The 13612-nt window shown below is 40.7% G+C and carries 15 protein-coding genes; 5 read left to right on the forward strand and 10 right to left on the reverse strand.

Annotation, left to right across the window (positions count from 1 at the left end; genetic code table 11):
- Positions 1–70 precede the first annotated feature (70 nt).
- From PSH54_RS11310 to PSH54_RS11325, 4 genes are all read right to left on the reverse strand, one after another.
- Complete coding sequence (locus tag PSH54_RS11310) at positions 71–1756, reverse strand: pseudouridine synthase (protein ID WP_273606169.1); 1686 nt, start codon at positions 1754–1756, stop codon at positions 71–73.
- 70 nt (positions 1757–1826) lie between these two features.
- Entirely contained in the window at positions 1827–2378 is a 552-nt protein-coding gene (locus tag PSH54_RS11315) for a substrate binding domain-containing protein (RefSeq protein WP_273606170.1), read from the reverse strand.
- Positions 2379–2414: 36 nt separating this feature from the next.
- Positions 2415–2555: a hypothetical protein gene (locus PSH54_RS11320; RefSeq protein WP_273606171.1), complete on the reverse strand. Its 141-nt coding sequence runs from the start codon at positions 2553–2555 to the stop codon at positions 2415–2417.
- 44 nt (positions 2556–2599) lie between these two features.
- Positions 2600–2722, reverse strand: coding sequence for a helix-turn-helix domain-containing protein (locus PSH54_RS11325; protein WP_273606172.1), 123 nt, complete (start codon positions 2720–2722; stop codon positions 2600–2602).
- A 134-nt stretch (positions 2723–2856) separates the two neighbouring features.
- Between PSH54_RS11325 and PSH54_RS11330 the strand changes: the two genes are divergently transcribed.
- Together PSH54_RS11330 and PSH54_RS11335 are read left to right on the forward strand one after the other, a co-directional pair.
- The gene (locus PSH54_RS11330) at positions 2857–3174 is read left to right on the forward strand and encodes an outer membrane beta-barrel protein (protein WP_273606173.1); all 318 of its coding nucleotides are present in this window, start codon (positions 2857–2859) and stop codon (positions 3172–3174) included.
- Positions 3175–3445: 271 nt separating this feature from the next.
- Entirely contained in the window at positions 3446–3580 is a 135-nt protein-coding gene (locus tag PSH54_RS11335) for a hypothetical protein (protein ID WP_273606174.1), read from the forward strand.
- 85 nt (positions 3581–3665) lie between these two features.
- Here PSH54_RS11335 and minE read toward each other — a convergent pair whose 3' ends face one another.
- From minE to minC, 3 genes are read right to left on the reverse strand one after another with little or no spacing between them, the layout of a single operon-like run.
- Entirely contained in the window at positions 3666–3929 is a 264-nt protein-coding gene (minE, locus tag PSH54_RS11340; RefSeq protein ID WP_004586362.1) for a cell division topological specificity factor MinE, read from the reverse strand.
- 1 nt (position 3930) lies between these two features.
- Positions 3931–4740: a septum site-determining protein MinD gene (gene minD, locus PSH54_RS11345; RefSeq protein WP_024031716.1), complete on the reverse strand. Its 810-nt coding sequence runs from the start codon at positions 4738–4740 to the stop codon at positions 3931–3933.
- A 5-nt stretch (positions 4741–4745) separates the two neighbouring features.
- Positions 4746–5453, reverse strand: a complete 708-nt coding sequence (minC, locus tag PSH54_RS11350; protein WP_004586360.1) for a septum site-determining protein MinC — start codon at positions 5451–5453, stop codon at positions 4746–4748.
- A 155-nt stretch (positions 5454–5608) separates the two neighbouring features.
- On the opposite strand from minC, the gene PSH54_RS11355 reads away from it, so the two are divergent.
- Both PSH54_RS11355 and PSH54_RS11360 read left to right on the forward strand, forming a co-directional pair.
- A complete protein-coding gene (locus PSH54_RS11355) occupies positions 5609–5896 on the forward strand; it encodes a YcgL domain-containing protein (RefSeq protein ID WP_004586359.1) in 288 nt (95 codons plus the stop codon).
- Positions 5889–6905 carry a lytic murein transglycosylase gene (locus PSH54_RS11360; protein WP_004586358.1) on the forward strand — a complete coding sequence of 339 codons (1017 nt, stop codon included), beginning with the start codon at positions 5889–5891 and terminating at the stop codon, positions 6903–6905. Before PSH54_RS11355 ends, PSH54_RS11360 begins: the two co-directional genes overlap by 8 nt.
- Before the next feature lie 53 nt (positions 6906–6958).
- Here PSH54_RS11360 and PSH54_RS11365 read toward each other — a convergent pair whose 3' ends face one another.
- The 3 genes from PSH54_RS11365 to PSH54_RS11375 form a co-directional block, all read right to left on the reverse strand.
- Positions 6959–7510 (reverse strand): GbsR/MarR family transcriptional regulator, encoded by a 552-nt coding sequence (locus PSH54_RS11365; protein ID WP_004586357.1) that lies wholly within the window; start codon positions 7508–7510, stop codon positions 6959–6961.
- A 154-nt stretch (positions 7511–7664) separates the two neighbouring features.
- Positions 7665–10082: a TonB-dependent receptor gene (locus tag PSH54_RS11370; protein WP_273606175.1), complete on the reverse strand. Its 2418-nt coding sequence runs from the start codon at positions 10080–10082 to the stop codon at positions 7665–7667.
- Between the two features lie 210 nt (positions 10083–10292).
- The gene (locus tag PSH54_RS11375) at positions 10293–11564 is read right to left on the reverse strand and encodes a Xaa-Pro dipeptidase (protein WP_273606176.1); all 1272 of its coding nucleotides are present in this window, start codon (positions 11562–11564) and stop codon (positions 10293–10295) included.
- A gap of 152 nt (positions 11565–11716) precedes the next feature.
- On the opposite strand from PSH54_RS11375, the gene PSH54_RS11380 reads away from it, so the two are divergent.
- Positions 11717–13558 carry a DUF885 domain-containing protein gene (locus tag PSH54_RS11380; RefSeq protein WP_273606177.1) on the forward strand — a complete coding sequence of 614 codons (1842 nt, stop codon included), beginning with the start codon at positions 11717–11719 and terminating at the stop codon, positions 13556–13558.
- Positions 13559–13612: the final 54 nt, after the last annotated feature.

The raw sequence follows: 13612 nt of genomic DNA on the forward strand, positions 1-13612 counted from the left end.
GATTTTTTTGCCTTGCTATCAACACTTTTTTCCATCCTCAAAATAGATCACTTAATTATGCGAATTGGTATTAAAAATCGGGCGCTACGCTGAACGTTAAACGCTTATGTGTAATGGGGTGATCTAGCGCCAAATACTCGGCATGTAAGTGTAACCTGTTGGCTTTTTTACCGTAATGTGTGTCACCAATAATAGGCATATTCAGCCCTAAGTGATGAGCGCAGTGTACCCTTAATTGGTGAGTGCGGCCCGTTTTAGGGTAGAGCTGTAGGCGTGTAATATTGTTTTTACGTTCAAGCACCTGCCATGTAGTAAGTGCGGGTTTGCCGTTTTTATAACAAACAAGCTGGCGTGGCTTATCGTCAAAATCAAGTCTCAAGGGCAGCTCTATCTTGCCACTGTCCTTGGGCACAATACCATCAACCAGCGCAATGTAACGTTTATCAATGGTGCGGGCAATAAATTGCTTTTGTAGTGCCTTGTGGGCTCGTTTATTGAGCGCCACCACTAATAAACCTGATGTAGACATATCTAGTCTGTGCACAATTAACGGGCCTGTAGCGTGCGGAAATTGCGTTTGAATACGTAAATACACAGAATCTTCAATATTGACACCTGGTACAGATAAAAACTCGCTGGGCTTGTTTACAATAACAATATCATCGTCTTGATAGACAATCGGCAGCGTTTTACCTTCAGCAGGGTTAACGAGTAGCGGGTTATCTTCTATGGTGAGGCCTTTTAACATGTGCGATAAAATAGGTTGGCACTTACTGTAGCAAGAAGGGTAGTAGTTTTTATGTTGGCGTATTGCCGATTTAGGTGCGGCCCTCCACCAAAACTCAGCCATAGCCACTGGCTTTAAATTATTAAGGTAAGCGTATTGTAATAGCTTGGGCGCAGCGCAATCTCCAGCACCTGATGGCGGAGTATGCTCTGGCAATGCTGCAAATATGGCATTGAGATCTTTAACTTCATGCTCTGCATTTAAAAACTGGTACTGTGCAAACACTTGCTTTTGTAGGTTTTTAGATAAAACCTTACGTCGTTTTTTTAACTGTTTTATTTCGTCGTGTAGGGCATTAAGCGCCTGCTCTTGCTGAGTTATTTTATCGTGCCAGTGATCTTTTACGCTTTGATAGTGTTTTTTATCTTCTATGCTTTGTTTGGCCAATTCATTCAAGTTTGCTTGTTGCTCAGGCGTTATCGCTTGGCTTTGCTCAATTGCAAGTGCACTGCGCGCCTTTTTACGTGCTTTTCTATTGGCTTGCATTACGCTTTGTTGAGCGTGTAACTGCTGATCAAACGCGGCTTTATCGGCATTTAATGACGCTGTTAATTTATTCAATGTACTTGCATTTTCTAGGGCATGTATTTGCGCATTTATGTCGTTAATTATTTTATTTTCTTTTAAATAACCCACATCTTCCAGTGCCATTGTAGATACATTAGGCACGCATTTTATATCGGTATTTAAATTTTCAAGCTGGCCTGAATACGCCGCTAAAAAGCCAAGTTGTTGTTGCTGGTTTTGTACAACCAGTACACCAAACATTTTGCCATCATTCGTTGCTGTATTGCTGCTGTCATTTTCGTTATACGGTAAATGCGTTTCAAGTTGCTGCTGCAATTGTGTTGCGGCTAAAACAGATAACGGATGAGGTTGGTAGTAAAAAGGAAACGTAAATTTATCTGGAAGCGGTATAGAATCTACAGAGCAATCAAATAAAGTAAAACAAGAAGCGTGATTTAACATAGCAAAGTAATAGCAGGCATAAAGCAAAGTAATGGGCTCATAATAACATATTCACTTAAGGGGTACTCGCTTAATCCTCTGCGGTTATTAAACCGCGCTTAGCTAAAAAGCGCACTAATAATAGTGTTAGGTTTTCTCTGCGTGCATTATTTGGCCATACCGCATAGTAACCAAGCGGCTTGAGTTGCCAGTTAGGTAAAATGTGAATGAACTCTTCTCGTGCTAATTGTTTTTTTACTAGGTTTTCGGGCAATATGCCTAGACCCAAGTTTTCAGATACAAAGTGACTTATTGCAAGCGCACTATTTACATTTACGCGCGACTTTTCACAAATACACACTACTTCGCCATTTTGAGAGGTAAAATCTACAGTGCTGCCGCGCATACTAAAATGAACCCAATCCCACTGTTTTAAATCGTTTGGGTGCGTAGGGGGTTGATGCTTACTCGCGTACTTACTTGAAGCAACTAAAAAGCGTCTACTCTCTCCAATTTTACGCGCCATGAGTGAGCTGTCTTCTAGCCAGCCAACTCGAATACTTAAATCGAGCCCTTCATCCATTATATTTATTACTTGGTCTGTGTAATTAAGAGACAAGTTCACTTTTGGGTAGGTTTGCACAAATTCTGCTATCGCGGCTGAAATTTCGGAGCTTGCTCAAAAGGCGGGCAGCGATATTTTTAAAGACCCTATAGGCTCATCACCCACAGAGTTAATTTCGTTCAAACCTGCCTCTGCGTGTTTTGTTATGTTTTCTACGTGGGCGTAAAGTTTTTCACCTTCAGGGGTAAGCGACAATTTACGGGTTGTTCTATGTAATAAAGTGACGCCTAAAAACTGTTCTAAGTCAGAAACACATGGCTAACACGTGAAGGTGCTATGCCAAGCTCCTTAGCTGCAATACGAAATGAGCCGCCAGCAACCACTTTGGCAAAAATAGCCATGTGTCGTAAATAGTTAATCATTGTTCTCAAAATCGGAATTGTATTGCGCCGTTATTGTATCTATTCGCTTGTGAATCGAAAAGTTATATTAGCTGCGAATTCAACATTAGCCTTACAGCCCAATAATTTGGTTGTTAAAAAAATCAGGAATAACAATGAACACATTACAAAAAACTATAGTTGACGAAATTGCTTTAGCGTGTACCACACCTACTTTAGCTAGTGCAGATGGGTTTTATGGAACTGCACATGTAGGCTATAGTTCGCAAGCAAATGACTCTCAAGCCATTGGTAACAATATTGCCGTAGATAGTGATTTTCCATCTGAATTTGATGCCGGTGAGGGCAGCGTAGGCAGTATTGGTTTAGGTTATCAGTTCAATCCTCAATTTAGAGTAGAGGCGCGTATTAGCTATCATGATACTGACTATAGCGATACAAAAGTTGGCGTGGGTGCACGTGAAGGTGAGTAGTATGTATTAAAGGGGGATTTAAAGACCACCACTTATACAATTGAAGGCTTTTACGATTTTGATAACAGCACCGCGTTTACGCCTTATATTAAAGCAGGGTTAGGGGCTTGCCGATAACAGCTATCCTGCAAAATTAGGTGTTGCAGGCATTAGAGCATTTGACGCGTTCGATGGAAATGTTGATGGCTATTACGATGCGTATGCTGATGACGATTCAACTGAATTTACATGGAATATTGGTGCAGGGGTTAACTATCAAATAACTAAAACTATGTTGTTATACACTGAGTATCAATACATTGAATTTGGTGACGTGCAAACGGGGCAAGATGCATTTACCGATGGCTTTAAAATTGACAGTGCAGCAAGCCATGAGTTTTTACTTGGTTTACGTGTAAACTTTTAAATTTAAAACACAACACAATGCACCACATACGTGTAGTGAGTGTGTAAAGCAAAAAGCGGCATTTAAAATGCCGCTTTTAGTTGTGCTACTTTTTCTCTTCGTCAGGTAATGTCACGTTGAGCTCAAGTACCGCTAAATCATCTTCGTTTTGATCAAACTGTACCTGCACTGCATCAGTGTTTACATTTACGTACTTACGGATCACATCTAAAATATCTTGTTTTAATTGTGGTAAGTAATCCGGTGTTCCGCGTTGCGAACGCTCGTGCGCGACAATGATCTGCAATCGCTCTTTTGCTAATGACGCGCTATTTTTCTTTTCTGAGCGGAAGTAGTCAAGTAAAGACACATTAACCTCCAAAAATCCGTTTAAATAAGCCTTTTTTCTCAACATCTAAGAAGCGAAAATCGACTGTTTCACCGAGTAAGCGATTGATTGCATCAGCGTATGCTTGCCCTGCATCTGAATCACCATCAAGTATTACTGGCTGGCCTGAATTAGACGCACTCAATACCGCTTGCGACTCAGGAATAACACCAAGTAAAGGAATCGACAGAATATCTTTAACATCTTCTACCGATAACATTTCACCTTTTTCAACTCGCTCAGGGTTGTAGCGTGTTAATAATAGGTGTTCTTTAATATTTTCTAGGCCTTCTTCAGCACGTTTTGATTTGCTGTGTAAAATACCTAAAATTCTGTCTGAATCTCGAACCGAAGATACTTCAGGGTTTGTTGTTACAATTGCTTCATCAGCAAAGTACATCGCCATCATTGCGCCGGCTTCAATACCTGCAGGTGAATCACACACAATGTAGTCAAAGTCTTCTTTTAGTTCGTTTAAAACGCGCTCTACGCCTTCACGGGTAAGGGCGTCTTTATCACGTGTTTGTGATGCGGGTAGTAAAAATAATTTTTCAACGCGTTTATCTTTAATAAGCGCTTGATTTAGGTTGGCTTCGCCGTTTATTACGTTTACAAAATCGTATACTACGCGGCGCTCACACCCCATAATTAAATCTAGATTACGTAAGCCAATATCAAAATCGATAATAACTGTTTTATAGCCTTTTAAAGCTAAACCGGTGCCTATTGCAGCACTTGATGTTGTTTTACCAACACCGCCTTTACCAGAGGTAACGACAATTACTTTTGCCATGAGATTTATCCTTTAACCAAAGCTGAAATTTCTAATGATTCGTTTTTTTGTTGTATTTGTACTGCATTGCCCCAGTGCTCACCTTGTAATGAGTCGCTGATCCAGTAATTGCCATCAATTGAAACCAATTCGGCTTCGAGCTTTTGGCAATAAATGCAGGCGTCTTTAATCCCTTTTGCACCTGCAATAGCACGCCCGCGTAAGGTGCCATAAATATGCACATTACCATCGGCTATTACTTCTGCACCATGGCTAACTGCACCAAGTACAATTAAGTCTCTGTCTTTTGCATAAACTTGCTGCCCTGAGCGTACCGTGCCATTAATTACTTGCGCAGGTAGGTACACGTTTTTTTCAACAATAGAGGTATTTGGCGCCTCTTGTTTAACGGGTGCACTTTTAGCATCTTGCGAGTAATTTAGTACAGAAAGGCCAGCGGCTTTAGCTTGCGTGTGTTGCTCATCTGAGCCATTACAAACACCTACAGCATTAAAGCTCATACGCTCAATGAGAGATTTTAAATGTACAAAATCAAGTGAGCTGTTTTTAATTTCTTCTAAATTAACAACAATAGGCGCTCCTTCAAAAAAACGAGGAGCTTGGGCTATTTTTACATACAACTGTTCTGCTAGAAGGGCGATATCAGTGCTATAAAGATGCAATACTGACAACGTGAAAAGGTTCCCTTTTAGCTCAAAAATTTGTTCCGACATACACGCTCAATTGATTTGTCTGATTAGAAATTAATTTTAGATAAACGTAGGCTGAATAAGGCCTTTAATGAAATTTCTAATCTAATTTTTCTAACTTATTATTACTCTCATGTTATAGTGTGCGGCAATGTTAAGCAAGATTAAATAGGGCCATTATGCTCACTGCGGTATATAAAAGTAAGAAAAAAGCGGATACCTTCTTATTTGTTGAAAAAAGAGATGATTTTAGTAAAGTGCCTGAACCTTTACTGGCTATGTTTGGTCAACCTATTTATGTAATGATTATCAATTTAGCAAAGCGTGATCATTTAGGCGGTGCCGACCTTGAAACAGTAAAAGCAGCCTTAGCTGACCCAGACAAGGGTTACTATTTGCAAATTCCACCGCCGGAAGAAAATTTACTTAGCCAATTACGAAAAGAAAACGGAGTTGATAGTGATTAAAAAGTTAGCCGTAATTTTATGCTCAGTGTGTTTAAGTGGCTCTGTAGTTGCTAAAACGCAGGCCGAATTTCAAACTTATTTAAGTGACTTAAAACAAGAGGCCATTGCAAAAGGGTACGATAGCAAGTTAATAGACGATGCATTTGCGACTGCCTCATACAAAGAAAAAGTTGTATCGGCTGATAAAAACCAGCCAGAGGTTAAAGAAACCCTCGAAACCTACTTACCAAAACGTGTACCGCAATGGAAAATTGATCGTGCACGTAAACTCTACGCAGAAAATAAAGATGTACTTGAACAAGTTGCAAAAGAGTTTGGCGTACAAGCACGCTTTATAGTGGCATTATGGGGTCTTGAAAGTAACTTTGGCACAATACAAGGTGGCCATAATGTTATTTCATCGCTAGTGACGCTTGCCTTTGATGGTCGTCGTGAAGCACTTTATAAGCGCCAGCTTTGGGCAGCATTAGATATTTTAAAGTCAGGCCATATTACGCTTGATAAATTTAAAGGCTCTTGGGCTGGAGCAATGGGCCAAACTCAGTTTATGCCTACCTCTTTTAACGCCTACGCTGTTGATTACAATAACGACGGCCGTAAAGATATTTGGACCACAAAAGAGGATGCATTTGCATCGATTGCCAATTATTTAAAACAAGAAGGTTGGAATGACTCACTAACTTGGGGTCGCCAGGTAAAATTACCTGAAAATTTTGACAGTAAATACGTGCTAAAACGCGGCACTAAAACACGTAAGCAATGGTTAGAATATTGGAACGACTCAGAGCGCTCGCTTGCAGACTGGCAAGCTCTGGGTGTACGCAAAGCTGACGGCTCTGACTTACCTAATGTTGATGTACGCGCTGCACTGGTAATGCCCGATGACATTAATGGGCGTATGTACTTAGCGTACGATAACTACAAAGTGTTTATGCACTGGAACCGCTCATATTACTTTGCCACCAGCGTGGGCTATCTATCAGATAGAATTGGTTATCCAAAAATATAATTTATACGCTGTTGTGTAATAAAAAAAGCCGCTATGCGGCTTTTTTTATTTGTTTAATCATGTTCTTTTTTAAATATTTTGTCTTTTAAATCGATAACCTTGCCAATTCCTGAACCAAGCTTCATTAGCTTATTAAGCTGCTCTGGGCTTAAGCGTTGTAACTCGGAAGACCACTTAGTAACCGTTTCGAGTAAGTTGTGTATTTCGCCCATTTGCTTTTGTGCATAGCGCTCTTCTTCGTTGTTTGCTTCGTCTAAAAGGTTATCACGTAGCAAACTTAGGGTAGGGTCTATTTCACGCTTTTTACGTTCTTCAAATACGCGATTAGCCATATCCCAAATTTCACCCGCTGGGGCGTAATATTCTTTACGATCACCAGGGATATGATGCACTTTAATTAATTGCCATGACTGGAGCTCTTTAATTCCCATGCTTACATTGCCACGCGAGATACTTAGCGCATCGGCAATCTCATTTGCGGTCATGGGCTCTTTGGTGATGATCAGTAAACCGCACATTTGGCCAATCGTACGATTGAAACCCCAACGGCTGCCCATTTCACCACAGTGCATAACAAAGGCTAAGTTTTTTTCAGATAGACTCATAGCTTTTTAAGTTTCAGTAAATTCAGAAAGTAATGCTAGCACGCTTATAAATTATAGCAACGTTTAGCCTGGTATCTTTTGTAGAGTATTAAATCAAGATTAGGTTTAATTTACTCCTACTTTTAGTAGGAGTAAATTAATTGCTTAGGCAGGGTTAAAGTGTGTAGCTAAAGCTGAGCTTAGCATTACGCTCTTCGCCTGGCATACCACCTAAAAACATGGCTTTAGAGTAGTACTTTTTATTAAATAAATTGTTTAAATTAAGCTGCATGTGCCACTTATCAGTGGTGTACGAAACTGCTGCGTCGTACACCGTGTAGCTTGGTACATAGCCATCAGGAATACTAAACGAGCTAGAGTTTGTGCTTCTGTTATCAACAAAAGTAATACCGCCACTTATATTAACAGCCTCAGGTAGGTTAAACATATCGGCGTAGTAGGTAACCCACGTACTTGCCGTTACATACGGTACGCCTTTTTGGCGTGTATCGTAACTGCTGCTATTTGGGTTAGATTTATCGCGGGCATCTTGGTATACGCCGTTTACATTTACTTTCCATTGCTCGTTTAAGTGCGCATTTAAATCGAGTTCAACGCCTTTGGTTTGCTCTTCACCATCGTAGTAGCTTTCTACTACATCAGGCCCAGACACACCGGCTTCATACAGTGGGTTTGAGTATTCAAGGTTTGTACGCGCGCTTTCAAATACTACCAGTGATGCTAAAAGCTGATCATCAAATGCTTTAAATCTAAAGCCTAAATCGTTACTGATAGACTCAGAGTCTTCACGGTCGGCCTCTGTACCTGCTACTGAGCCTAATACACTGAAGGCAGTACGGCCTTTAGCGTGGTTAATAAACACGCTAAAGTTTTCAGTAGGCTGATACGTTGCGCCTAAGTTATAAGTTAAGCCACTGTCTGATGTGTTTGCTTCAGGCGTTGGCTCAGCGCGGCTTGAGCTATAACGCTCATCTACACCATGGTGCTCATATGTTTGCTTAATGCGATTATAAGCAACACCAACTCGAGTTGTAAGCTGCTCAGTAATATAGCCTACGTGTTGAATACCTAAGCCCCACGCTTGTACTTTTTTGTTGTAGTCACTTGTTTTTAGCGGGTCGTAGTCATCAAAACTGCCTGTTGGCCAATTTGGCGAGCGCATATCATAAATATATGGCAGCGTGCCTTGGTAAAGTACATTTCCTTCGCTGTCGTAAATAACTTTGTCTGCATCGTAAATAGAATACTGTTTAAAGCGAATGTCTCTGTCTTCGTAGTTTGCATTAACCAGTAATTCGTTATCCACGTCGCCTAACATAAAGTCATAGCGCAAATCTAAGAAATACTGCCATGACTTTTCATCAGCTTCTACTTGGCGGTATTCTTGGCGTCGCGCTGCAAACGGGTAAAGCACACCGTCTTCAACTAACGGGGCACGCGGGTCGTTATTTATAATGCCATCGCGTGTTGAATACACATAATTAAACGCACCTGTTTGACGAGCAAAGCTTGATGTGTAGTTACGGTACTGTAACTGCTGATTTAAAAATAAATCATCTGTAATAAAGTAATTATGGGTTAGCTTAAAGCGAAGCTCTTCACCTTCATTATCATCCGCCATAGGAGAGATAATACCGTTAGTACCAAAATCGTACGGGGTAAGGCCATCGGTTGATGAAAGCGACTGTGCCAATTGTGTTTGTTGAGCCGCAGTTAATTGAACACCATTACCAGATGGGTCATTTACTAAATCTGCGCCAGTTACTTCACCTGCAGTTAAACCATTGGCGGTTTCTGCATTATAAATTCGAATAGGGTGGCCAATAGAATCTACTGCAATTGAGTCTTTAATATAGGCAGCAGAGAGCATGATATCTTGCTTGTCACTTAGTATGTATTTAAGCGAGGTATAAATTTCGTCGCGGTCTTCTTTTAAATCACGAAAGCCATCGCTTGAGGCCGTTTTAGCCATTACGCGATACGCTAGGTCATCGGTAATCGCATTGGTGCTATCAAAGGCAAGTGAATAACTATCCCACTGGCCAAGCTCGGCAGATATTTTATGTTTTTCTTCAAACTCAGGCTTTTTTTCAATCAGATTTATAACACCACCAGCACTGCCTATACCATATAAACCGGTAGCAGGGCCTTTAAGTACTTCAACCGACTCAACATTAGTGAGTGAACGAGTTGGGTTAAATGTATTACCTAAGCCTGCACCGCCATACATACCATCGTAAGTGTAATTAGCATCAAGACCACGAATGACTAAATTGTCGCCTATACCGTAGTTATTACCGGCTTGAGTTAAACCACTTACATTACGTACAAGTTCTTGTAGGCTATCTACACCTTGTGACTCTATAAGTTCACGGTCAATAATAACAACCGGTGCCGGTGTTTCCATTAACGACATGTCTGATTTAGTTGCAAGGCCTGAGCTCATTACAACTTGGTTTTGCTTTTCGTAAACGCTGATGCGCTCAATGTCTTTTTCAGCCGTTGTTGCAGCAACCGCTAATGATGCGTTTAAACACGCAAGTGTAACAAGAGAGTATTTGAATTTTTTCATATTGATAATTATTCGCATTCCATAAAGTGTGCGAATGGTAATAGTTATTATTCGTTAAGTGAATAAAAAATTCTAAAAAAGTGAAATTAATTGCGTAGTAGGTGAGTTATTGTTCTGAAAAGTAAATTTAAGGTTAAATTAATGCGGTAAATAAAAAAGCATGAAAGTGTAAGCTTTCATGCTTTTGTAAAATAATACATTAATTAATGACTATTTTTTATAAACAACGCCTGCTTTCATAACAAAAGGAATGCGCTCAAGCACAGAGATATTTTTAAGTGGATTACCTTTTACGGCAATAATGTCGGCTGCAAACCCTGTTTTTAGCTGACCCAGTTTATTATCCATTTTTAATAGCTTTGCACTGTTAATGGTGGCAGCCTGTATTGCTTGTAGTTCGCTCATGCCAAATTTAACCATACGGCTAAATTGTTTGGCGTTATCGCCATGAGGGTAAATAGCAGCATCGGTACCAAATACCATATTTACACCGGCTTTTACTGCGCGGTTAAAGCTGTCGCGTTGCTTTTTAGACACTTGACGCTCTTTATTGAGGTTTTCTTCATCTACCCCATTTTGCTCACCAAAGCTCAGTGTGTATTCTGTATTATAAATGTCCATTGATAACCACGTGCCATGTTTTTTAGCAAGTGCGATGGCTTCATCATCTAAAAAGCTGGCATGTTCAATACTATCTACGCCGGCTTTTATAGCTGTTTTAATACCACTTGTGCCATGTGCGTGAGCGGCTACAGGTAAATCACGCATGTGGGCTTCATCTACAATGGCTTTCATTTCTTCAAATGAATACTGCTGTACACCCACTTTTGTACCTTTAGAAAAAACGCCCCCCGTGGCGCAAAACTTAATGGCATTAGCGCCATACTTTATGTTTTCTCGTACTTTTACACGTGCAGCCCATGGGCCATCGGCTACCCCTGTTGAAGTGTATTTTAGCTCTGGTGGTAAACGGTTATTATCGCAATGTCCGCCTGTGATCCCAAGCGAAGGGCCAGCTGCCCAAATACGCGGGCCTACAATATCTCCGGCGTTAATACCATCACGCACTGCAATCACGCTATAGCCCTCGGCCCCTACATTTCTGAGGGTTGTAAAACCAGCAAGTAATGTTTTTTTAGCAAAGTGCGCGGCTTTAATGGCCATGCGCGGTACCGACTGACTTAAACGCTCACTTCGAGATACCGTAGGGTCGCTGGTTAAATGTACATGCATATCCATAAGGCCCGGCATTAAAGTGAGCTCGGGTAAATCAATATGCTGATCGTTTTTGCTCATGCTCGGCTTTTTGTTTTGTGCGACGTTAGTGATCACCCCATTATCAATGGTGATCAGCGGCGATTGAATAACCTCGCCTGTGTGTACATCTACCATGGCTTTAGCAGAAATATAAGTAAGGGCTTGCGCGTTAAAGCTTCCTAAACACATAAGTGCAACGGAGGCGCTGAGTAGCTTTTTTTTCATTGTTTTTTCTTCTGGTGGCTGTTTAATTAATTGAAATGTAACAACCTAATATAAAAGTGTAAATATAATAGGTTAATCGCCACTTATCGTAATTTCTTTATTAACGCAGGTTAAATGCGCATAATCGGCTGACGATACTAAAAAGGATTACCATGAAATCAATTAAATTAGCCTTAGTTGCCAGTGGCGTTATGTTTGCTTTAAGTGGCTGTATGAACACACAAACCAGTAATAACACTGGCAATAGTGCACAGCTAAACACGTCAAACGCACCTGCAGCTATTGTTTCAGAGCTCTCTTATGAGCAGCAATTAGATGTACTTGTAGCACAGTACTACAACGAGTTACTCAGTTTTAAACCTATTAATGCAACTTATAGTGGGCGCAGTGAATTTAATGATAAGTTTACCCCCGCTATTACTCAAAAAAATCGGGCAAAAAAAGCCGCGTTTTACAAAAAGTATCAACAACGTTTAACACTTATTGATAAGGCGCAGACAACAGGGCAAGCGTTACTCAGCTATGAAATATTACAAAGAGACCTGGCACTTAATTTAGAGGGAATGCAATTTCCAAGCTATATGCTGCCTATTAACCAAATGGCGGGAGCGCATAATACCTTTGCCGGTTTTGGCTCGGGGCAAAGTGCGCAGCCATTTAATACCGTAGAAGATTACAATCATTTTATAAAACGAAGCGAAGGCTTTATTACGTGGCTCAGCAGTGTAGAGCGCGCGATGGCGAAAGGGATTAAAGCGGGCATTACCTTACCAAAACCATTAGCTAAAAAGCTTCAGCCACAATTTGCTGCGCATGTGGTTAAAAATGCAGAGGATTCGTTATTTTGGGGGCCAATTAAAAACTTACCAGCCTCATTTACTGCACAGCAAAAGCAGCAAATAACGGCGCAATATAAAGCACTTATTATGCAGCAATTAGTGCCTGCATATAAAAGTATGAGCGACTTTTTAGCCAATCAATACATTCCTCAAAGCCGAGAAACGGTAGGTTATAGTGACTTGCCTAATGGTAAAGCTTGGTATGAATATCAAATTAAAAAAAATACCACGTTGAGCCTTTCTGCAGATGAAATACATGAGATTGGTTTAAGTGAAGTTTCGCGTATTTTAAGTCAGATGAAAAAAGTAAAACACGAGGTAGGTTTTAACGGCACTTTGGATGAATTTTTTCAGCACTTACGTGATTCGGACCAATTTTATTACGATACGCCAGAGGCATTAATTGCAGCGTATGAAGATATAAAACAAAAAATAGATGCGCGCGTCCCTTTACTGTTTGATGTTGCGCCTAAAGCCCCTTATGTTGTAAAAGCGGTTGAACCTTATCGAGCTCAATCTGCAGCGGGTGCATCTTATGCAGCGCCGGCACCTGATGGCTCTCGACCAGGTATTTTTTACATCAATACTTATAACCTTAAAGCGCAGCCAAAATTTTTATTAGAAACACTCTCTATACACGAAGCCGCGCCAGGCCATCACTTTCAAATTGCTTTACAGCAAGAAATAGATGGCCTTCCAGATTTTAGAAAATTTGGTGGCTACACGGTATTTGCAGAGGGCTGGGCGTTGTACGCAGAAAGCCTAGGAAAAGAGCTGGGTTTATTTACCGACCCTTATATGTGGTATGGGCGTTTGGCCGATGAGCAACTTAGAGCAATGCGCTTAGTGCTTGATACTGGCTTTCATGCAAAAGGCTGGACTCGACAGCAAGGTATCGATTACATGCTGGCAAATTCGTCAATGGCTAAAAGCGATGTGATAGCAGAAGTTGAGCGTTATATTGCATGGCCTGGCCAAGCACTGTCGTACAAATTGGGGCAATTTAAAATTCAACAATTACGTGACTACTCTAAAAAAGAGTTAGGTGATAAGTTTGATATTAAAGCGTTTCATACGCAAATATTGATTGATGGCGCCTTGCCGATGCCTATTTTAGAGGAAAAAATTAAACGTTGGGTTGCTGCCAGTAAATAGCAAAATGCGCAAAGCCCGTACAAATAAAGGCACGGGCTTTGCGCACGCTGTAGC

This window comes from Pseudoalteromonas sp. Angola-30, from assembly GCF_028599215.1.
GTDB classification, from domain to species: Bacteria; Pseudomonadota; Gammaproteobacteria; order Enterobacterales; family Alteromonadaceae; genus Pseudoalteromonas; species Pseudoalteromonas atlantica.

Bases quoted from the DNA above. Each gene is read 5' to 3' on its own strand.
- PSH54_RS11310 (WP_273606169.1), bottom strand. From the start codon at position 1,756: ATGTTAAATCACGCTTCTTGTTTTACTTTATTTGATTGCTCTGTAGAT.
- PSH54_RS11325 (WP_273606172.1), bottom strand. From the start codon at position 2,722: ATGATTAACTATTTACGACACATGGCTATTTTTGCCAAAGTGGTTGCT.
- PSH54_RS11330 (WP_273606173.1), top strand. From the start codon at position 2,857: ATGAACACATTACAAAAAACTATAGTTGACGAAATTGCTTTAGCGTGT.
- PSH54_RS11335 (WP_273606174.1), top strand. From the start codon at position 3,446: ATGTTGTTATACACTGAGTATCAATACATTGAATTTGGTGACGTGCAA.
- minD (WP_024031716.1), bottom strand. From the start codon at position 4,740: ATGGCAAAAGTAATTGTCGTTACCTCTGGTAAAGGCGGTGTTGGTAAA.
- minC (WP_004586360.1), bottom strand. From the start codon at position 5,453: ATGTCGGAACAAATTTTTGAGCTAAAAGGGAACCTTTTCACGTTGTCA.
- PSH54_RS11355 (WP_004586359.1), top strand. From the start codon at position 5,609: ATGCTCACTGCGGTATATAAAAGTAAGAAAAAAGCGGATACCTTCTTA.
- PSH54_RS11365 (WP_004586357.1), bottom strand. From the start codon at position 7,510: ATGAGTCTATCTGAAAAAAACTTAGCCTTTGTTATGCACTGTGGTGAA.
- PSH54_RS11370 (WP_273606175.1), bottom strand. From the start codon at position 10,082: ATGAAAAAATTCAAATACTCTCTTGTTACACTTGCGTGTTTAAACGCA.
- PSH54_RS11375 (WP_273606176.1), bottom strand. From the start codon at position 11,564: ATGAAAAAAAAGCTACTCAGCGCCTCCGTTGCACTTATGTGTTTAGGA.
- PSH54_RS11380 (WP_273606177.1), top strand. From the start codon at position 11,717: ATGAAATCAATTAAATTAGCCTTAGTTGCCAGTGGCGTTATGTTTGCT.